General features: G+C 62.3%; 16 protein-coding genes and 1 pseudogene. 8 read left to right on the top strand and 9 right to left on the bottom strand.

Annotated features, from left to right (window positions below; all coding sequences use genetic code 11):
• The 4 genes and pseudogenes from GCN75_RS22330 to GCN75_RS22315 form a co-directional block, all read right to left on the bottom strand.
• Window positions 1-729 (bottom strand): annotated as a pseudogene (locus GCN75_RS22330) (FUSC family protein); the annotation flags it as partial.
• 159 nt (window positions 730-888) lie between these two features.
• On the bottom strand, window positions 889-2,760 hold the full coding sequence (dxs, locus tag GCN75_RS22325) for a 1-deoxy-D-xylulose-5-phosphate synthase (RefSeq protein WP_152284340.1): 1,872 nt from the start codon (window positions 2,758-2,760) through the stop codon (window positions 889-891).
• Window positions 2,761-3,645: a polyprenyl synthetase family protein gene (locus tag GCN75_RS22320; RefSeq protein WP_152284346.1), complete on the bottom strand. Its 885-nt coding sequence runs from the start codon at window positions 3,643-3,645 to the stop codon at window positions 2,761-2,763.
• A gap of 23 nt (window positions 3,646-3,668) precedes the next feature.
• Entirely contained in the window at window positions 3,669-3,926 is a 258-nt protein-coding gene (locus GCN75_RS22315; RefSeq protein WP_152284339.1) for an exodeoxyribonuclease VII small subunit, read from the bottom strand.
• A gap of 406 nt (window positions 3,927-4,332) precedes the next feature.
• Between GCN75_RS22315 and GCN75_RS22310 the strand changes: the two genes are divergently transcribed.
• The 4 genes from GCN75_RS22310 (at window position 4,333) to GCN75_RS22295 (ending at window position 8,856) form a co-directional block, all read left to right on the top strand.
• Complete coding sequence (locus GCN75_RS22310) at window positions 4,333-5,433, top strand: aromatic ring-hydroxylating oxygenase subunit alpha (protein ID WP_152284338.1); 1,101 nt, start codon at window positions 4,333-4,335, stop codon at window positions 5,431-5,433.
• A gap of 59 nt (window positions 5,434-5,492) precedes the next feature.
• Window positions 5,493-6,416: a DMT family transporter gene (locus GCN75_RS22305; RefSeq protein WP_152284337.1), complete on the top strand. Its 924-nt coding sequence runs from the start codon at window positions 5,493-5,495 to the stop codon at window positions 6,414-6,416.
• A gap of 12 nt (window positions 6,417-6,428) precedes the next feature.
• A complete protein-coding gene (locus tag GCN75_RS22300; protein WP_152284345.1) occupies window positions 6,429-7,283 on the top strand; it encodes a sulfurtransferase in 855 nt (284 codons plus the stop codon).
• Between the two features lie 142 nt (window positions 7,284-7,425).
• Window positions 7,426-8,856, top strand: a complete 1,431-nt coding sequence (locus GCN75_RS22295; RefSeq protein ID WP_193317605.1) for a hypothetical protein — start codon at window positions 7,426-7,428, stop codon at window positions 8,854-8,856.
• Window positions 8,857-8,999: 143 nt separating this feature from the next.
• Here GCN75_RS22295 and GCN75_RS22290 read toward each other — a convergent pair whose 3' ends face one another.
• Complete coding sequence (locus GCN75_RS22290) at window positions 9,000-10,742, bottom strand: ABC-F family ATP-binding cassette domain-containing protein (RefSeq protein WP_152284335.1); 1,743 nt, start codon at window positions 10,740-10,742, stop codon at window positions 9,000-9,002.
• Window positions 10,743-11,015: 273 nt separating this feature from the next.
• On the bottom strand, window positions 11,016-11,774 hold the full coding sequence (locus tag GCN75_RS22285; protein ID WP_070222636.1) for a ZIP family metal transporter: 759 nt from the start codon (window positions 11,772-11,774) through the stop codon (window positions 11,016-11,018).
• Between GCN75_RS22285 and GCN75_RS29295 the strand changes: the two genes are divergently transcribed.
• A complete protein-coding gene (locus GCN75_RS29295) occupies window positions 11,662-11,943 on the top strand; it encodes a hypothetical protein (protein ID WP_193317606.1) in 282 nt (93 codons plus the stop codon). The genes GCN75_RS22285 and GCN75_RS29295 overlap by 113 nt on opposite strands.
• A 77-nt stretch (window positions 11,944-12,020) precedes the next feature.
• Here the strand turns inward: GCN75_RS29295 and GCN75_RS22280 are convergent, their stop codons facing one another.
• Together GCN75_RS22280 and polA are read right to left on the bottom strand one after the other, a co-directional pair.
• A complete protein-coding gene (locus tag GCN75_RS22280) occupies window positions 12,021-12,905 on the bottom strand; it encodes a dienelactone hydrolase family protein (RefSeq protein WP_152284334.1) in 885 nt (294 codons plus the stop codon).
• A 128-nt stretch (window positions 12,906-13,033) separates the two neighbouring features.
• Entirely contained in the window at window positions 13,034-15,799 is a 2,766-nt protein-coding gene (gene polA, locus GCN75_RS22275; RefSeq protein ID WP_152284333.1) for a DNA polymerase I, read from the bottom strand.
• Window positions 15,800-16,101: 302 nt separating this feature from the next.
• On the opposite strand from polA, the gene GCN75_RS22270 reads away from it, so the two are divergent.
• The 3 genes from GCN75_RS22270 (at window position 16,102) to GCN75_RS22260 (ending at window position 18,331) form a co-directional block, all read left to right on the top strand.
• On the top strand, window positions 16,102-16,497 hold the full coding sequence (locus tag GCN75_RS22270; protein WP_152284332.1) for a hypothetical protein: 396 nt from the start codon (window positions 16,102-16,104) through the stop codon (window positions 16,495-16,497).
• Between the two features lie 83 nt (window positions 16,498-16,580).
• Window positions 16,581-17,537, top strand: a complete 957-nt coding sequence (locus GCN75_RS22265) for a homoserine kinase (RefSeq protein WP_152284331.1) — start codon at window positions 16,581-16,583, stop codon at window positions 17,535-17,537.
• A gap of 38 nt (window positions 17,538-17,575) precedes the next feature.
• Window positions 17,576-18,331, top strand: coding sequence for a BPSS1780 family membrane protein (locus GCN75_RS22260; RefSeq protein WP_405002833.1), 756 nt, complete (start codon window positions 17,576-17,578; stop codon window positions 18,329-18,331).
• 64 nt (window positions 18,332-18,395) lie between these two features.
• Here GCN75_RS22260 and GCN75_RS22255 read toward each other — a convergent pair whose 3' ends face one another.
• The gene (locus GCN75_RS22255) at window positions 18,396-20,705 is read right to left on the bottom strand and encodes a UvrD-helicase domain-containing protein (protein ID WP_152284329.1); all 2,310 of its coding nucleotides are present in this window, start codon (window positions 20,703-20,705) and stop codon (window positions 18,396-18,398) included.
• Window positions 20,706-20,719 lie beyond the last annotated feature (14 nt).

The raw sequence follows: 20,719 nt of genomic DNA, 5'->3' as shown, positions 1-20,719 counted from the left end.
GGCCAGCGCCACGCGCGCCGCTTCCAGTGCGGCGCGCGCCTGCGAACGGTAGCTGGCGCCATGCGCGGCCGCGTCCGGCAACGCCGGACCCTGTTCCAGGAAGCGCGCATTGTCGCGCGCGATGCCGGCCAGGCGCGAATACGCGGCGCGGATGGCGCGCCTGCTGGGGCCGAACGGATGGATGCGCCAGACGGTAAAGCTGAGCACGGTGGCAAACAGGCAGCCGAACATGTAGAGGCCCAGGAAAGGCGCCGTCTGCGTCATCGATGCCAGCGGATGCGTGACCATCACCACGCAGGCCGTGGCCGCCAGGATGGCCACTTGCGCCGTGGCCGCACCCCAGATGCGCGCCAGCGCGCCTGCCCAGGAAAACAGCAGCACGGCAATGGCGGCCGCTGCCACGCCGTGGCCGGCCGCCAGCGCCGTCAGGCCGCCGGCCACCGTGGACAGCAAGCCGAAGCCCACCATCGAGACGAAACGCATGCGCCGCGTGCCCGCCGCGTCGGCCAGGCAAGTCCAGAAGGCGCCGATGGCGGCCCAGGAAAAATCGGGGTGGTCAAACAGCAAGCCCAGCAGCAGCATGGCGCTCGAGGCGCAGGCGGCCCGCAAGCCTTCGGACAGGTTCGTTTCATCGATGGCCAGGGTGACCATCCACAGGGGGCGGCGCTGCGCCAGGGTATCGGTGTAGGCGTGCATGCCCGCCAGCCAGCGGCCGGCCAGTGCGCGCACACGGCGGTGAAGTTTCCTGAAGTGCAAGGTGAACTTTGAGAAGGTATCAAAGCGTCATCGTAGCATTCCCGGGCAAAAAATGTTGCAGTGCAGCGTAAAATCCACGAGGGCGAAAAAAAAAGCGACACCTCGGTGTCGCTTTTCCGTATGCAAGCCAGCTTAGCTGACAGCTGCCAGGCGCGGCGGCTGCGTGCCGCCAAAGCGCTGCTCGATCGAGGCGGCGATGCCGGCCGCGTCCAGGCCCACGCCTTTCAGCAGCTGCACGGGGTCGCCATGGTCGATGAAGGTGTCGGGCAAGCCCAGCATCAAAATCGGCTTGACGATGCCCTCGGCCGCCAAGGCCTCGGCCACGGCAGAACCGGCGCCGCCCATGATGCAGCCCTCTTCCACCGTCACCAGGTAATCATGCTCGGCAGCCAGCTGTTTTACCAGCGCCACGTCGAGCGGCTTGACGAAGCGCATGTTGGCCACCGTCGCGTCCAGCTTGTCGCCGGCCGCCACACTCGGCGCCACCATCGAACCGAAGGCCAGGATGGCGATGCGCTTGCCCTGGCGCTTGAGTTCGCCCTTGCCGATCTCGATACTGGTCAGTTCCGGCACGATGGCCACGCCGGCACCGGCGCCGCGCGGATAGCGGATGGCGGCCGGACCCGGGTAGTGGTAACCCGTCGTCAGCATCTGCCGGCATTCGTTTTCGTCGGACGCGGCCATGATGACCATGTTCGGGATGCAGCGCAAAAACGCCATGTCGTAGTTGCCCGCGTGCGTGGCGCCATCGGCGCCCACCAGGCCAGCGCGGTCCAGCGCGAAGGTCACGTCCAGGTTTTGCAGGGCCACGTCGTGGATCAGCTGATCGTAGGCGCGCTGCAGGAAGGTCGAATAGATGGCCACGACAGGTTTCAAGCCTTCGCAAGCCAGGCCCGCGCCAAAGGTCACGGAATGCTGTTCGGCAATGCCCACGTCAAAGTAGCGGGCCGGGAACTTCTGTTCGAACTTGACCATGCCCGAACCTTCGCGCATGGCGGGCGTGATGCCCACCAGGCGCTTGTCGTGCGCGGCCATGTCGCACAGCCAGTTGCCGAACACTTCCGTGTACGTCATCTTGGCGGGCGCCGTGGCCGGCTTGATGCCTTCGGCCGGGTTGAACTTGCCCGTGCCGTGGTACAAAATCGGTTCCGCTTCGGCCAGCTTGTAGCCCTGCCCCTTCTTGGTCACCACGTGCAGGAATTGCGGACCCTTCAATTGCTTGATGTTTTGCAAGGTCGGGATCAGCGAATCGAGGTCGTGGCCATCGATGGGGCCGATGTAATTGAAACCGAATTCCTCGAACATGGTGGCGGGCACGACCATGCCTTTGGCGTGCTCTTCAAAACGCTTCGCCAATTCCAGCACGGGGCCGGGCAAGACGGACTTGCCCACGTTTTTCGCGGCCGCATAGAACTGGCCCGACATCAGCCGCGCCAGGTGGCGGTTCAGCGCGCCTACGGGCGGCGAAATCGACATGTCGTTATCGTTCAGGATCACCAGCAGGTTGACGTCTTCCTGCACGCCCGCATTGTTCATCGCCTCGAAGGCCATGCCGGCCGTCATCGAGCCGTCGCCGATCACGGCGATCGCGTGCAGCGGGTCGCCCTTGATCTTGGCGGCCTGCGCCATGCCCAGCGCGGCCGAGATCGATGTCGACGAGTGGGCCGTGCCGAACGTGTCGTATTCGCTCTCGTCGCGCTTGGGGAAGCCGGAAATGCCGTCCTTCTGGCGCAGGGTGTGCATGCGCTCGCGGCGGCCCGTGAGGATCTTGTGCGTATAGGTCTGGTGGCCCACGTCCCACACGATGCGGTCGTGCGGCGTGTTGAACACGTAATGCAGCGCGACGGTCAGCTCGACCGTGCCCAGGTTGGACGACAGGTGGCCGCCCGTCTTGGAAACGGAGTCGAGCAGGAAGCTGCGCAATTCCTGCGCCAGCGGCACCAGTTGCGAGCGGGCCAGCTTGCGCACTTGCGCTGGTTCATTGATGGTTTCTAACAGTTTCATTTATGCCTTCCGCTGCACGACCAGGTCTGCCAGCTCGCGCAGACGGCGTGCCTTGTCCCCGAATGGCGCCAGCGCCGCATGGGCGTCGCACCGCAATTGTTCTGCCAGGGCTTTCGATGGTTCCAGCCCCAGTATCGATACGTAGGTGGGCTTGTTGGCGGCCGCATCCTTGCCCGCCGTCTTGCCCAGGGTGGCCGAATCGGCCGTCGCGTCGAGCACGTCGTCGACCACCTGGAACGCCAGCCCGACGGCGCGCGCATACGCGTTCAGCGCCGTCATGTCGTCCGGCGTCAGCTCCTTGCCCGCCAGCGCGCCGAGGATCACGGCCGCGCGCAGCAAGGCGCCCGTTTTCAGCTGATGCATCTGTTCCAGTTGCGGCAGGCTCAAGGCCAGGCCCACACTGTCGAGATCGATTGCCTGGCCGCCGCACATGCCGGCCGAACCGGACGCGTGCGCCAGCAGCTTGATCATGGCCATTTGCCGTGCGGGAGGAATCGCCGCGCCGTCGGCCAGCAGCATGAACGCCTGCGATTGCAGCGCGTCGCCCACCAGCAGGGCCGTCGCTTCATCGTAGGCGATGTGCACGGTGGGTTTGCCACGGCGCAAGGCATCGTCATCCATGCACGGCATGTCGTCATGCACGAGTGAATACACGTGAATCATTTCCAGTGCGCAAGCGGCGCGCGCCAGGGTGTCCTGGTCGGCATCGAACAATTCGCCGGCCGCCATCACCAGCAGCGGGCGCACGCGCTTGCCGCCGCCCAGCAGCGCATAGCGCATGGCTGCGTGCAGCTTGTGTGGCACGGCGTCCGCCGCCGGCAGGAACTGGTCGAGCCGGCTTTCCACGCCGGACTGGGTGCTTTGCATCCAGTCGCCGAAGGTCATGCTGTCTTGTTGCACGCTGGCCATCATTGAGCGGCCTCGCCGGCATCCACGAACGGTTTCAACATGTCGCCTTCCAGTACTTTCACCTGCGCTTCGACACTGTCGAGCTGGGTTGCGCAATACTTGACCAGTTCCGAGCCGCGCTGATACGCCGCGACCGATGCTTCCAGCGGCAACTGGCCCGCTTCCATTTGCGTTACCAGCTGCGCCAGTTCCGCCATTGCCTCTTCAAACGAGGCCGGCGCTGCGGCAGCGGCAGCGGCAGTTAATTTCTTCGACATAGACTCAGATCTCTTCGTGGCACGAGGGGCTTGTAGGGAGACGCCGGGGACTCCCGGCCAGCATAGAAGCGTTATTTTAGAACAAACCACACTATTAAGTGAAAACTAAAGCGCAATCGGCGTGCTCAAAGAGGAAGACGTTGCCAGCTTGGCAGTGAATTTTAGCGCAATCGCCCCCATCGGCCCGAAATTGCACGGTAAATGACAACGTTTCTCATTAAAGTACCGGAATTGCCGAGGGTTTTGGCAATGCCGAGGCCGATACGCGCTATAATCGCCGGTTCTGTCCGAAATACCGTTTCAACAAATTTGAATTCAGGTCTTTGCGGATTCTTTCTCTCTGTAGCGGTTGCCCAGGGAATGGCCTGGGGCACTGCTGACCGTTGTACATTTATGGGGGGTTGGGATGTCCGATCTGGCTACTCACGCCAAGCTGGCGCGCTCAAACGCGCAACTTCCGGTCCACGTCTATTTTGACGAAACGCTGTTGCAGCGTGAAATGCAACAATTGTTCCAAGCCGGCCCGCGCTATGTCGGGCATGAGCTGATGGTGCCGGAAACCGGCGATTTTGCGACCCTGGCGTCTGAGAACGAAGGGCGCATGCTCGTGCGCAACGCCAATGGCATCGAAGTGCTGTCCAACGTGTGCCGCCACCGGCAGGCGCTGATGTTCAACGGCCGCGGCAATGCCAACAATATCGTGTGCCCGCTGCACCGCTGGACCTACGACCTCAAGGGTGAATTGATCGGCGCGCCGCATTTCCCCGAGACGCCGTGCCTGAACCTGTCGAAAACGCCGCTGCAAAGCTGGAATGGCTTGCTGTTCGAGCAGAACGGCTACAACGTGATGGAAAAATTGAAAGATTTGTCCGTCTCGAAAGACCTCGATTTTTCCGGCTACATGTTCGACCACGTGGAAATCCACGAGTGCGACTACAACTGGAAAACCTTCATCGAAGTCTATCTGGAAGACTATCACGTGGAACCGTTCCACCCGGGCCTGGGCAGCTTCGTCAGCTGCGACGACCTGCGCTGGGAATTCGGCAAGGATTACAGCGTACAAACGGTGGGCGTGCACCGGGGCTTGCAGCAAGCGGGTTCGCCTGCCTACAAGAAATGGCAAGAGCAGGTGCTGCAATTCCGCGGCGGCGAAGCGCCGCCGTATGGCGCCATCTGGCTGACCCTGTATCCGAACATCATGGTCGAATGGTATCCGCACGTGCTGATCGTCTCGACCCTGTGGCCCGATGGCCCGCAAAAGACGCGCAACGTGGTGGAGTTCTATTACCCAGAGGAAATCGTGCTGTTCGAGCGCGACTTCGTCGAAGCCGAACGGGCTGCCTACATGGAAACCTGCGTCGAGGACGATGAAATCGCCCAGCGCATGGATGCGGGCCGCAAGGCCCTGATGGCGCGCGGCGTGAGCGAAGTGGGTCCTTACCAGTCGCCGATGGAAGATGGCATGCAGCACTTCCACGAATGGTACCGCAGCAATATCGAACTGTAATTCGCAGAAGGGCCGCATGACGCGGCCCTTTTTTTATCCTCTCATTACCCAGGAATCCAATGCAATCGTTGTGGATGCTGTTTGCCAGTTTTATGTTCGCCATCATGGGCGTGTGCGTCAAGCTGGCGTCGGACATGTATTCGACGTCCGAAATCGTCATGTACCGCGGCATCATCGGCATGATCGTCATGAGCTGCACCATCCTCTACCAGGGCGGCAGCTTTAAAACCACGATGCCGGGTCAGCATCTGTGGCGCGGCGTGGTGGGCGTGATCGCCCTGTGGCTGTGGTTTTATGCGATCGCCATCCTGCCGCTGGCCACGGCCATGACGCTCAATTACATGGCGCCCATCTGGATCGCCGTGATCCTGCTGGCGGGCGGCTGGTGGAAAGGCATGAAACAGGTCGAGTGGCCGCTGGTGGCGGCCATCGCCATGAGCTTTGTCGGCGTGACCCTGCTGCTGCAACCCGTGTTCGAGACGGACCAGGCGGCTGGCGCCATCACGGCCTTGATCTCCGGCATGCTGTCGGCCCTCGCCTACCTGCAAGTACGCAAGCTGGGCTTGCTGGGCGAACCCGAGTACCGGGTCGTGTTCTATTTCTCGGTCGTCAATTTCCTCGCCGGCGTGATCGGCCACGTGGCCAGCGCCGGCGGCGGCCCCGTCGTCTGGCACGCGCACACGAGCGGCTACGGCATCGGCTTGCTGGCCGCCATCGGCCTGTGCGCCACCATGGCGCAGATGGCCATGACGCGCGCCTATCGCCTGGGCAAGACCCTCGTGGTGGCGAATCTGCAGTACACAGGCATCGTCTTTTCCAGCTTCTGGGGCGTGGTGATCTTTGGCGACCTGTTCGACTGGCACGGCTGGGCCGGCATCGGCATCATTCTCGCTTCCGGCATCGCGGCAACCTATTACAATACCCGCAACACGGCCCGTGGCGCCGCCATCGCGCGCACGGATCCCATCGCCAGCGAAGTGTAAGGAGTCATGACCTTGTATACGACCTTGATCAACAGCAATGATTTGTCCAGCTACGTGAATGACAGCAACTGGGTCATCCTCGATTGCCGCCACGACTTGCTCAACCCCACGGCCGGCAGCGACGCCTTTGCCACCGGCCACATCCAGAACGCGCAGTTCGCCGACATCGACACGGCCCTGTCCGGCCCCAAGACGGCGCGCGGCCCGGACTTTACGGGACGGCATCCCCTGCCCGACCGCAATACCCTGCTGGCCACCTTGCGCGGCTGGGGCATCAATGACGACACGCAAGTGGTGGCCTATGACGGCCAGGGCGGCATGTTCGCCGCCCGCCTGTGGTGGCTGCTGCGCTGGGTGGGCCACGGGGCCGTCGCCGTGCTCGACGGCGGCCTGGCCGCCTGGCAGGCGCAAGGCTTGCCCCTGGTCACGCCCGTGGCGCCCCGCGCAGCGGGCAAGCTCACGGAAAAAGCCAGCCTGACGCGCATGGTCACCGTGCAAGACGTCATCGCCAACCTGGAAACACAGGCGCTGACCGTGATCGACGCGCGCGCGCCCGACCGCTACCGGGGCGAAAACGAAACCATCGACCCCGTGGGCGGCCATATTCCCGGCGCGAAAAATCGTTTCTTCAAGGATAATTTACAAGCGGACGGCCGCTTCAAAGGCGCCGACGAACTGCGGCGCGACTTCAGCGCCTTGTTTGATGCACCGCAAGCAGCCATCATGCAGTGCGGCTCCGGCGTGACGGCTTGCCACAACCTGCTGGCCCTGGAAGTGGCCGGCTTGCCTGGCGCGGCACTGTACCCGGGCTCGTGGAGCGAATGGTGCGCCGACCCGGCAAGGCCCGTGGCAACCGGGACAGCATAAGCAGCTGGCACGGCGTCCCGTCGCCGACCTTTGTCATTATCAGGAATTACCGATGCAACGATCCCTCTTGAGCGTACTGGCAGGCTTGTGCCTGGCATTCAGCCTGCCTGCCGCCGCGCAAAAACCACCCGCGGCGTATGACTTGAAGGAAATCATGACCGTCAGGGCGTTCGATCAGCCGGTACTGCTTGAAAAACGCACCAGCTACGATGGCCTGCTGGCGGACAAAGTACAGGAAGGCGCAGCGACGCGCATGGCCGGCTATGCGCAGGCGGACCAGGCCATGACCCAGGCGCGCTATCCGGGCGCGCAACGCCTTGGGGTCGCGGAACTGGCCGACTACAGGCCTGGCGCACACATCACGATGGTCGACCGCTACATGATCGAACACGCCGCGAGCGCCTTGGGCAAAGGCTGGATCTTCGCATTCATGCCGGTGAATTTCATTCAAGCGACGCGTATCAAGGACGAGGCCGCACGCGGCGTCCCATTAGTCTTGCCGGGCACCGGCAAGACACTGAGCTATACCTTTCAGATCAACCTGCCTGACAACGTCAGCGGCTTGCTCGACCCCACCACCACGCGCTACGACGGCGATTTCTTCACCTACAAACAGTCCCAGCAATTTCGCGGGAATGTGGCGCGGATCACGCTGGAACTCTCTTTCCGGGCCGATTCGGTGCCGGTAGGCGAGCTCGACAAATTCCTCGCGCAACTGCAACACATCAGCCAGATGATGGGCGACTCCTTCAGTGTCCCGGAAATGTGGATCAACAGCAACAAACCGGGCACGGCGGCCAATACGCCCGGCCAGCGCATGCGCAGCAGCCTGGAAAAAGACATCGCCGAGCACAGCGCGACCATCGCACGCAAGCCGGAAGACAAGCAGGAAATGGCCCAGGCCTACTGGTTGCGCGGCTCGGCCCATGCGGATCTGCAGCAAGCCGAGTTGGCATGGGCCGACCTGACGCAGGCGCTGGCGCTGCAACCATCGACGGCTGTCTACCATATGACGCTGGCATCGATCCAGGTCCGGCGCGGACAGTTCCAGGCCGCCATCGAGCAGCTGGAACAGGCGCGGCTGCTGGGCTACGATGCCTATGAAGTCGCCTACCAACGCGGCCAGACTTATTACCAGATGGGCCAATACCGGCGCGCGCTCGACGACCTGGAACCGCTGACCATCTCGGCGGCAAACATGGAGGCACAGCCGTATGCCAGGCTGTGGTATCTGTGGACGCTGGGACCTGCCGGGCTAGCCTTGCCGGACGCGCTCAGGCAGGAATTGAATGCCGAGGCCAGCGGCGCCTGGCCGCGTCCCGCCTACGGGCTGTTCACCGGCATCTCGACGCCGGAACAGGTGCTGGCGGCGGCCGACACAATGCAGGGCGACGAGCGCCTGCTGTCCTTATGCGAAGCGTATTTTAATATCGGCCAATACTATCTGCTGAAACAGGACCGGCGCAAAGCCAGGGAGTATTTTGAAAAGACGGTTGCCACCGGCATGGTGATGTATGCCGAATACGGCAACGCACTGTTTGAACTGCAACGGCTGACGCAAACGCCGTCCTGATACCTGCCGCCCTTGCGTTTCATCACGGGGAAGGCGGCTCTGGCCGACGACATGCACCACGCGCAAGGCGCTGCCGCCGCTTGCAGACGCCATCGCCAGCAAGCGTCCATGGGCGACGGCGACCATCGCCCGGACAGCGCCATCTAGGCCGTGATGCCCAAAATGCGATTCAACTGCGCGATCTCGTCCTGCCACGCCTGCTGGCTGGCCGGCTTCTGATGGCGCGGTTTTCTCGCCAGGTCTTGCGCCAGCAACTGCTCCAGTTCGCACAAGCGTTCCAGCTGCACATCGACGTCGGTTTGCGCTGGCGCAAGCGATGTGCTTTCCACGCGCGGCGCGGACGCTGGCGCCTGCCCATCCTCAAGACTGAGCCGCGCATACGCGCTGGCCGCATCAAGCCACTCTTCCAGCCCGCCATCGGCCACCACCCAAAAGCGGTTGCAGGCCGTCTCGATCAGGTCGCGGTCGTGCGATACCAGCAGGCAGCCGCCCGCAAATCCCTGCAACGCTTGTCCCAGTTCCCCCTTGCCCTGCATGTCCAGGTGATTGCTGGGCTCATCGAGCAGCAGCAAGTGGTAGCTGGCCAGCGACAAGCCCAGGAACAGCAGCCGCGCCCGCTCGCCGCCGCTCAGGGTGGCCACCGTCTGGCCATGGCGCGCATACGGGAAACCGGCCGCAATCAGCGCTTGCTTGCGCGCCACCTGACTGCGCGCAGCTTCATTTTGCACGGCAAACGGATACAGGGCGTCGGACAGGTCGGCCGTATCGGCCAGTTGCTTGAGCGACTGGTCGTAATAACCGATGTTTGCCGCCTTGTGGTAGCGCAAGTCCGTCCGCTCTTCCTGCGCCTGGATCGCTTGCCAGCACAAGCGCAGCAACGACGACTTGCCGCTGCCGTTGGCGCCCAGCAAGGCGACCCGGTCGCCCGGTTTCAGCCACAGCTGGCCGACCTGGAACAGCACGGGAGACGCGGGCACGGCGCGCACGTCCAGCCCGTCCAGCGTCAGCAGCTGGTCGGCCGCCAGCGCCTTGCCGCGCAGACTCAAGCGCCAGGGAGCGCCATCGCTGACGAACGATTGCTCATCCTTCAACTTGTCGATGCGCCGCTGCATGGTCTTGGCCTTGCGCGCCAGGTCTTCATTGTCATAAGTGCGGCCCCACAGGGCCAGGCGGGCGCTGCTGGCAGACAGGCGGTCGATTTCCTTTTGTTCCGCCGCATGCCGGGCGGCGGCGGCAATATCGGCCTCGGCCAGCGCCGCCAGCGCAGGGCCGCACGGCAAGTCGAAATCGTAGAGCCGGCGGTCGCGCAAGATCCAGCTGCGCGTGGCCACGTTGTCGAGCAGGCGCTGGTCGTGCGAGACGAGGATGAAGGCGCCGCGCCACGCCAGCAGGAATTGCTCCAGCCACAGCAAGGATGGCAAGTCCAGATGATTGCTCGGTTCATCGAGCAGCAGCACGTTCGGCTCCTGCAGCAGGGCACGCCCCAGCAGCAGTCGCGTGTGCTGGCCGCCCGATAGCGAGTGCACGGGCACTTGCGCCGTATCCAGGTCGAAGCCCAGTTCGGCCAGCAGGCTGTCGACCCGCCAATGCAGTTCGGGCTGTTCCAGCACGGGCGCCAGCAAGGCGTCGTACAGGCTCAGGCTGGCAAGTTCCGGCGGCAAGTGCTGCTCCACGTGCTGCAAGCGGCAGGCACGAGAATAGTGGATGGTGCCGGCAGTGGCTTCGCGCGTGCCGCTGAGCAATCCCAGCAAGGTGGATTTGCCGCAGCCATTGTGGCCGATCAGGCCGATGCGGTCGCCCTGGCGCAAGGTAAAGGCGAGTTCATGGAACAGGAAACCGTCGTGGGTATCCAGTTGTAAAGCTTGTGTCGAGATCAGGGTAGTCATGGCTCTTGTCTTTGTTCGGGATGCAAGCATCCGCGTTAACAGGAGCGCTAACGACAACGGAGTACCAGGAAAGGACTCGTATAGGAGGGTAACTTTGCTCTGGCCAGGTTATCGCAGCGCGATAGAACGTGGGCAAGAGCTGGCAAATGCGCTTAAAGAGCGTGCGCGCCATGCGGCGAGCAACAAGTTTTCTTCCATGATATTTTCCTCCTTTCTGTGCAAGTTAGTCAGAAAGGCAATATAGCACAAGTGACACTGCGGCACCGCCGCGTGTCAACCGCCGTGGCGTTTATGCGTCAGGAACAGCACGATGCACACGCCCAGCGCGATCAGCAGCACTTGCGGGATGGTTTCGCGCAAGGTGGCGCGGCGCTGCATCTGCGGCATCAGGTCCGACAGGGCAATGTAGATGAAGCCGGACGAGGCGAACACGAGTACGTAAGGAATCAGATTGCTGGCGCGGTCCAGGGTGAAATAGCCGAGCAGGCCGCCCGCCACCGCCATCAGGCTGCACAGCAGATTGAAAACGTACGCGCGCAAGCGCGAAAAACCGGCATTGAGCAGCACGATGAAGTCGCCGATTTCCTGCGGGATTTCATGCGCGATGATGGCCAGGCCCGTCACCAGGCCCAGCTTTGGGTCGGCCAGGAAGGCGGCCGCGATCAAAATGCCGTCCGTAAAGTTGTGCATGCCGTCGCCCACGAGGATCATCCAGCCGGCCTTGCCCGCTTCGTGCTTGTCGTGGCCATGCGCGTGGTGGTGGCCGTCGCCTTCATGGTGGTGCGAATGGCGCAAAATCGCGAATTTTTCCAGCATGAAAAAGGCCAGCAAGCCCGCCAGCAGGGTGGCGAACAGGCTGCGCGGGTCCGCCTGCGATTCGAATGCTTCGGGCAAGGCGTGCAGCAAGGACGTCGACAACATGATGCCGACGGACAAGCTGACCATGCGCTCGACCACTTTGGACAAGAATGCAAACGAAAAGATCGCCGCCGCGGTAATGCTGAATACGCCCGCGATCGTGGTCGCGAGCAAAATGGATATAAGGACGGGATCGATGATTTTCTTACCTCAAAATGGCGCCGGCCTACGGGCGCCCGCAATGCTGGCGTCTGGCTTGATCTGTATAGTGTTGCTTATTATTCAATCTTGTGCGCGCTTGGCGGCAGCGTGGCGCAGTGAAGATGCAATTGTACTGCATTGACGCGAACCGGGCATTTTACAGCCCGGTGCGCCTTTCGCGTCAACTGATGGAAAAATTTGCTATTTTTCTGTTGCAGATCACGCTACGCCGTGGCGTTTGAACCAGGCCAGGCAACGCGCATAACCGTCTTTCGCATCGGCCGCCACATAGCTGGGACGGTAATCGGCATTGAAGGCGTGGCCCGCATCGGGGTAGACGACGAATTCCGACTTGTTGCCGCCTTTGGCCAGCGCATCCTTCATCTTGCCGATCGATTCCTGGCTGATGCCCGTATCCTTGCCGCCATACAAGCCCAGCACGGGGACTTTCAGGCTAGCGGCAATATCGATGGGGTTGCTAGGTTGCAAGGGGGTCGGTTCGCCCACCAGGCGGCCATACCAGGCCACGCCCGCCTTGACGGCGGGATTGTGCGCCGCGTACAGCCACGTGATACGGCCGCCCCAGCAGAAACCCGTGATGCCCAGGCGGCTCGTGTCGCCGCCATTCTGCTTGGCCCATGCGACCACGGCATCGAGGTCCGTCATCACTTGCGCATCGGGCGTCTTGGCGATGATGCCCTTCATTAAATCGGCAACGCTGGCCACCTTGGTGGGGTCGCCCTGGCGCACGAACAGGTCGGGCGCCAGCGCCAGATAGCCCTGTTTGGCGAAGCGGCGCGCCATGTCGGCGATATGTTCATGCACGCCAAAGATTTCCGAAATGACCAGCACCACGGGCAAGCCCGTCTTGCCTTCCGGCTGCGCCGCATACACGGGCACGGCCTGGCCATCAACCATCACGGATATGGTGGCAGTGACGAGCCCGGCGGAATCCGTCTTGATGACGTTTTGCGCCGCCACGGGCAGCACGGCCACGGCAAAGCCCGTACCCAGCGCCACCTTCAGGAAACCACGCCGGCCATCTGGCCCGGACAAGCTGCTCTGGCCCAGCAAACTTTCACAATCGGTGATCATGTCGCTCATGCGTTTCTCCTGAAGATATTGCGTTTGGAAATATCGGCTTACGCTGCGCTAAGCCGACCTACGGTCATTGCTCAAGTAAACATGTAGGGCGGCTTAGCGGGGCATGCCCCGCGTAAGCCGACGCAGCATCAATGCGCTTCGTCCCAGTTCCTGCCGACGCCCACCTCGGCCGTCAGCGGCACTTTCAACGCGGCCACGCCGGCCATCAGTTCCGGCAGCTTGCGCTTGACCAGTTCCAGCTCGGCGTCCGGCACTTCCAGCACCAGTTCATCGTGCACCTGCATGATCATCTTCGTCTGCAAGCCATCCGTTTCCAGCCAGCCTTGCACGGCAATCATGGCCAGCTTGATCAGGTCGGCAGCCGTGCCCTGCATGGGCGCGTTGATGGCCGCCCGTTCGGCGCCCTGGCGGCGGGGGCCGTTCGGCGAATTGATTTCCGGCAGCCACAAACGGCGGCCGAACACGGTTTCCACGTAGCCGCGCGCCTTCGCCTGCTGGCGCGTGTCTTCCATATATTGTTTCACGCCCGAGAAACGAGCGAAATAACGGTCGATATAGCTTTGCGCGGCCGTGCGGTCCACGCCCAGGTTACCGGCCAGGCCAAACGCGCTCATGCCGTAGATCAAACCGAAGTTGATGACCTTGGCATAGCGGCGCTGTTCGCTCTGCACTTCCGCGGCCGGCACGCCAAAGATCTCGGCGGCCGTGGCGCGGTGAATGTCGATGCCGTCGGCAAACGCGCGCAGCATGGCTTCATCGCCCGAGATGTGCGCCATGATGCGCAATTCGATCTGCGAATAGTCGGCCGAAACGATGTGGCTGCCCGGCGGCGCAATGAAGGCTTCGCGGATGCGGCGGCCTTCCGCGCTGCGGATGGGAATATTCTGCAGGTTCGGGTCGTTCGACGCCAGGCGGCCCGTGACGGCCACGGCTTGCGCATAGTTCGTGTGCACCCTGCCCGTGGTGACGTTGATCATCTTCGGCAATTTGTCCGTGTACGTCGACTTCAGCTTGGCCATGCCCCGGTATTCGAGCAGCACTTTGGGCAGCGGATAATCCTCGGCCAGCTTTTGCAGCACTTCTTCATCCGTCGATGGCGCGCCCGTCGGCGTCTTCTTGACCACCGGCAGTTTCAGCTTTTCAAAGAAGATTTCGCCGATCTGCTTGGGCGAACCCAGGTTGAATGGCTGCTCGGCCAGTTCATACGCCTTCTTTTCCAGTTCGAGGATTTTGATTGCCAGCTCGGCCGACTGGATGTTGAGCAGCTCGTCGTCGATCAGCACGCCGTTGCGCTCGATCTTTTGCAAGACCACGGCCGTCGGCATCTCGATCTTTTCATAGATGAAAGTCAGCTTCTCATCGTTCGCCACATTGCCCCACATGGCATTGTGCAAACGCAAGGTGACGTCCGCATCCTCGGCCGCGTACTTCGCCGCCTGCTCCACTTCCACCTGGTTGAACGTGATCTGCTTGGCGCCCTTGCCGCACACGTCTTCGAACGGAATCGTCGTGTAGTTCAGGTGGCGCAGGGCCAGGCTGTCCATGTCGTGCTTTTTGTGCGATTCGAACACATACGATTCAAGCAGGGTATCGTGGGCGATGCCGCGCAACGTCACACCATGGTTGGCGAAGATGTGGCTGTCGTATTTCAGGTTCTGCCCCAGCTTGGGCTTGTTTCCATCTTCCAGCCACGGACGCAGTTTCGCCAGCACGTGTTCGCGCGTCAATTGCTCGGGCGCGCCCGCGTAGTCGTGCGCCAGCGGGATGTAGCAGGCCGCGTGCTCGGCCACGGACAGGGAAATGCCGACCATCTGCGCCGTCATCGGTTCCAGCGAGGTGGTTTCCGTGTCGACGGCCGTCAGAGCCGCCGCATCGATCAGGGCGATCCATTTGTCCAGCTGCTCGTCCGTCAGCACGGTTTCATACACGGCTTCCACGGCCGAGGCCGCGTCGGCAAACATGTCGCCCGTCGTGTTGGCGGTGGAAGCACCGGCGCCAGCTGCCGGTGCGCCGACGGGCGACATCGGCGGCGGCGTGGCGCCCAGTTCGCGCAGCAGGGCCTTGAAGCCGTAGCGCTGGAAGAAGGCCAGCAGCGCTTCCTTGTCTTCGTGCTTCGCCACCAGCGAGTCGGCGATCGTCGTCATGTGCTGCGACAGATCGCAATCGGTCTTGACGGTGATCAGGGCGCGCGCCTGCGGCAGCCAAGGCAGGGCCGTGCGCAGGTTTTCGCCCACGGCGCCGCCCACATTGGCCGCATTTTCCATCACGCCTTCCAGGCTGTCGTACAAGGTCAGCCATTTGACGGCCGTTTTCGGGCCGCATTTCGAGACGCCCGGCACATTGTCGACCGTATCGCCGATCAGCGACAGATAATCGATGATGCGGTTGGGCGGCACGCCGAACTTGGCCAGCACGGCCGCTTCATCGAGCTTTTCATTGCTCATGGTATTGATCAGGGTCACCTGGCTGTTGACCAGCTGCGCCAGGTCCTTGTCGCCCGTCGACACCACCACATCCATGCCGGCGGCGGCCGCCTGCACGGCCAGGGTGCCGATCACGTCGTCCGCTTCCACGCCGTCGACCATCAGGATGGGCCAGCCCATGGCCCGCACGGCTTCGTGGATCGGTTCGATCTGCAGGCGCAGGTCGTCCGGCATCGAGGCGCGCGTGGCCTTGTATTCGGGATACATGTCGTCGCGGAAAGTTTTACCCTTGGCATCGAAGACGCAGGCGATGTAGGCGGCCGGGTAGTCTGCACGCAGGCGGCGCAGCATGTTGACCATGCCGTGCATGGCGCCCGTGGGATAGCCATCCGGGCTGCGCAGGTCGGGCAGCGCATGGAAGGCACGATAAAGGTAACTGGAACCGTCGACTAACAGCAGGGTGTTTTGCATAATGCCAATAAAATAAGGTGAGCCGCGTCCGCCGGGGAAAGCGCGGCGGGCGGGCGGAATATCGCCCAATTATCGCAGAGTTTGGGGCCGCGCCACCGGCCGCAATGCGTGCCGTTCCTGGCGTTTTGAGCACCCTGGCGGCCCCGTGCGGGCGCGCGGGCTGCCGCCGCCAGCCATTTCGGCACATTAATCAGCCGTATTAAACAGCATTGCCTACCAGTTTGTTACAATGCCTTATAGATAAATTGACGGCATTACACCACTGCACGCGCTGCAGTCCCACACATGGAAGCGAACCCATCATGATGCGTACATCGACACTCTGGACATTCCTCGCCCTGCCCCTGCTGGCATGTTCGGCCATCGCCAGCGCCCAGACGCCGGCCAAACCGAGCGACGCGCCGCCACAGCTCGAACGTATCGAGGAAATGGGCGAAGCGCCGATCACCGTGGCGCCGGCCGCAGCCAAGCAACAGATCACCGAGAAACGCGAAGCGGGCGTGACGTCCGAAGTGAAAGTCACCACGGGCGGCAGCACCTATTACATGAAGCCGGCCACGGGCGCCGACCAGGCCAACGGCGGCGCCCTGCGCGGCCCCCAATGGAAAGTACTGGAATTCGACCTGGGCAAGAAGAAACAGAAACAACGCGATGAAGAGGCCGCGGAAGCGCCAGCACCGCCCGCAGCAACGAAGTAAGCAGCCACTCTCTTCTGCCCTGCCCCGGCCATCTGCGGGGCAGCCGGCTTTTTTTGACCTTTTAGACCATTCCCCTCTTTCCCATGGCAGTATTTACCGCGCTACACCTGGACGATATCGGCCAGTGGATCACGCAATTTCCACTCGGCAAACCTCTGGCGCTCAAGGGCATCGCATCCGGCATTGAAAACAGCAATTTCTTTCTGAGCACGGAGCGCGGCGAGTACGTGCTGACGATCTTTGAAAACCTCAGCTTCGAGCAATTGCCGTTCTATCTGCAGCTGATGCGCCATTTGGCGGACCGGGGCGTGCTGGTGCCCGCCCCCATCGCCAATGCCGATGGCGAACTGGTGACGGCCCTGCAAGGCAAGCCGGCCGCCATCGTCAGCAAACTCGACGGCAGCTCGCAGATGGCGCCGCAAGCCGTGCATTGCGCGGCCGTGGGCGCCATGCTGGCGAAGATGCACCTGGCAGCGCAGGATTTCCCCCTGCAGCAGCCGAATTTGCGGGGACTGGACTGGTGGAACACCACCACGCCGCTGGTCTTGCCCCACCTCGACGATGCCAAGGCCCATTTGCTGCGCGCGGAAATCCACTTCCAGGATGCCTTTGCTGCCTGCGATACCTATAAAGCCATCCCGCGCGGTCCCGTGCATGCCGACTTGTTCCGTAACAACGTCATGTTTGACGGCGAACAACTGACGGGCTTTTTCGACTTTTACTTTGCCGGCTGCGACACCTGGCTGTTCGACGTGGCCGTCACCGTCAACGACTGGTGCGTGGACCTGGCCACGGGCGTGCTCGACACGGTGCGCGTGCGCGCCCTGCTGGACGCCTACCAGGCCGTGCGCCCGTTCACGCATGAAGAACAGACGGCATGGCAGCCGATGCTGCGCGCCGCCGCGCTGCGCTTCTGGCTGTCGCGCCTGTACGATTATTACCAGCCGCGCGAAGCGGAAATGCTGACCCCGCACGATCCCTCGCATTTCGAACGCATTCTGCGCGAACGTATTGCCACACCTGCACCGGAACTGTTTTAAACATGGAAAAATTACCTGCAAGTACAGGCTGGCTTTGGGTGAAACAAGGATTTGGCCTGTTTCGCAAGCAACCTGGCGGCATGTCGATGCTGTTTCTCGGCTATATGTTCTGCATGCTGGCTGTCAGCATCGTGCCCGTACTGGGCCAGATGCTGCCCGTCATCCTCGTCCCCGTGTTTTCCGTGGCCTTCGTGCAAGGCTGCCTGCATATCGACCAGGGCAAGCGCGTCTTGCCCAGCCTGCTGATCTCGGGCTTCCGCAAACCGGCGTTTCCCGCGCTGTTCGGCCTGGGCGTGCTGTACATCCTGATGGCCATCCTTGCCATCGGCGCGTCCACCCTGGTGGACGACGGCTTGCTGTGGCAGCTGGTCACGGGACAACTGACGGAAGAAGCGGCGCGCGCCGCCATCCCCGAATCGCGCCTGGGCCTCGGCATCCTGCTGGCCATCGTGCTGTACGTGCCGGCCGCCATGGCGTTCTGCTTTGCGGCGCCGCTGATCTACTGGCAAAAAACCGGCCTGGGCAAGTCGCTGTTCTTCAGCTTTTTCGCCGTCTGGCGCTCGCTGTCGGCCTTCATCGTCTTTGCCGCCACGTGGTTCGCCATCAGCATCGTCACCAGCCAGTTGCTGGCCGTCATCTTTGGCCGCACGCCACTGATGATGCAGCTGATGATGCCGCTGTCGATGATACTCACCATCATCATGCATTGCTCGTTCTACGCGGCCTACCGCCAGATCTTCGGCGTGCCTGTCGATGAGAGCAAGACCGTGTCGCTGGACAAGCCGAACGACTGATTTTCACGCCACATACAAAAAGGGCAGCCTGCGCAGGCTGCCCTTTTTTATGGCCGCTCGTGTCTCAACGCCCCAATCGCTCCAGCTTGGCGATGCCCAGGTCCAGCACCTTCATGCCGTGCTGGCCGAAGTTGATCTGCGCGCGCGCATTGCCGCCGCCGCCTTCGATATTGACGATCACGCCTTCGCCGAACTTGGCGTGCGCCACCGATTCGCCGATGCGCCAGCCGCCGCCCGTGGCTTTTTGCGCGATCTTTTGCGCAATCGCATTGTCCGAACCCAGGCTAGCCACCTTGGGCGCCTCGTCCCAGGCCGATTTGCGGTTGCCGAACCAGTTCGCCTGTACTTTCGGCGACAGCCATTTCAAGGATTCTTCCGGCAATTCGTCGAAGAAGCGCGACTTCATGTTGTAGCGCGTCTGGCCATGCAGCATGCGCGTCTGCGAAAAACTCATGTACAGCCGCTTGCGCGCGCGCGTGATGGCCACGTACATCAGCCGGCGTTCCTCTTCCACGCCGTTGTCTTCCTTCGAGCTGCTTTCGTGCGGGAACAGGCCCTCTTCCAGGCCGGTAATAAAGACGTTGTCGAATTCCAGGCCCTTGGCCGAGTGCACGGTCATCATCTGCAGCGCATCCTGGCCCGCCTGCGCCTGGTTGTCGCCCGCTTCCAGCGACGCGTGCGACAAGAACGCGGAGAGCGGCGACATCACGGCCGGCAGCGGCGCGTCCGCGTCCAGGATTTCGATGCCGTCCTGGTTCACCACGGGCGCAGCGGACTGCGCCTGGGCGCTTGGTCCCAGGTGGGCGGGCGCGCCCTGGCCAAAACCTTCCTCGGAAATGAACTGGCTGGCCGCGCTGACCATCTGCTCCAGGTTCTCGATGCGGTCGGCGCCTTCCTTTTCATTCTGGTAATGTTGCAGCAAGGTACTCGCTTCCAGCACCACGCGCACCATTTCCGGCAACGACAATTGCTGCGTTTCAAAACGCACGCCTTCGACCAGCTTGACGAAGCCGGCCAGCACGCTGCCCGCCTTGCCCGCCACATACGGCACGGCCGCGTACAGCGAGATGCCGTACTGCTCCGACGCGGCCTGCAATTGCTCGATCGAGCGCATGCCGATGCCCCGCGTGGGGAAATTGACCACGCGCAAGAAGGCGGAATCGTTGTGCGGATTGTCCATCAATTGCAAATATGCAATTGCGTGCTTGACCTCGGCGCGCTGGAAATAGCGCTGGCCGCCATACACGTGATATGGAATCGCGGCCGAAAACAGCGCATGTTCGATCACGCGCGACTGCGCGTTCGAGCGGTACAAGATGGCGATTTCGCTGCGCGAGGCGCCATCGGCGATCAGGCTTTTCGCCTCTTCGATGATCCACTGCGCTTCCTGCAGGTCGGAACTGGCTTCATACACGCGCACCTGCTCGCCATGGCCCGCGTCCGTGCGCAGATTCTTGCCCAGGCGCTTGCTATTGTTCGCGATCAACACGTTGGCGCTGTCGAGGATGTGGCCGTGCGAACGGTAGTTCTGCTCCAGCTTGATCAAGTTCTTCACCTGGAACTCGTGCTCGAAGGCGCTCATATTGCCCACGTTGGCGCCGCGGAACGCGTAGATGCTCTGGTCATCGTCACCGACGGCAAACAAGGCGCCGCCATCGCGGCTGCCGTGGCCGGCCAGCAATTTCAACCAGTTGTATTGCAGGTTATTCGTATCCTGGAACTCGTCCACGAGAATGTGGCGGAAGCGCGCCTGGTAATGTTCGCGCAAGGGCTGGTTGCGGCTCAGCAATTCGTACGTGCGCAGCAGCAGTTCGGCAAAATCCACGACGCCTTCGCGCTGGCACTGGTCGTCGTACATCTGGTACAGCTCGACCATCTTGCGCTCGTGCGCGTCGTACGCTTCCACGTCCGTGGCGCGCAAGCCCTGGTCCTTGGCATTGTTGATGAAATACATCACCGTCTTCGGCGGGAATTTTTCATCGTCAATATTGTTCGCCTTCAACAAACGCTTGATCACCGACAACTGATCCTGGGAATCGAGGATCTGGAACGTCTGCGGCAAGGCCGCGTCGCGGTAGTGCGTGCGCAGCAAGCGGTTGCACAGGCCGTGGAAGGTGCCGATCCACATGCCGCGCGTATTGATCGGCAGCATGGCCGACAGGCGCGTGAGCATTTCCTTGGCGGCTTTGTTGGTAAACGTCACGGCCAGGATGCCGGGCGGCGATACCTGCTGGGTCTGGATCAGCCACGCGATGCGGGTAGTCAGCACGCGGGTCTTGCCCGAGCCGGCGCCCGCCAGGATCAGCGCATGCTGCGCCGGCAAGGTGACGGCAGCCAATTGTTCGGGATTGAGGTTGTGAAGAAGATTTTGCATGCCGTGATTATACC

It is taken from the genome of Janthinobacterium violaceinigrum, assembly GCF_009208555.1.
In the GTDB taxonomy this organism is placed as follows: domain Bacteria; phylum Pseudomonadota; class Gammaproteobacteria; order Burkholderiales; family Burkholderiaceae_D; genus Janthinobacterium; species Janthinobacterium violaceinigrum.
The sequence above is the reverse complement of the archived record's forward strand: the minus strand, read 5'-3'. Positions and strand labels throughout refer to the sequence as shown.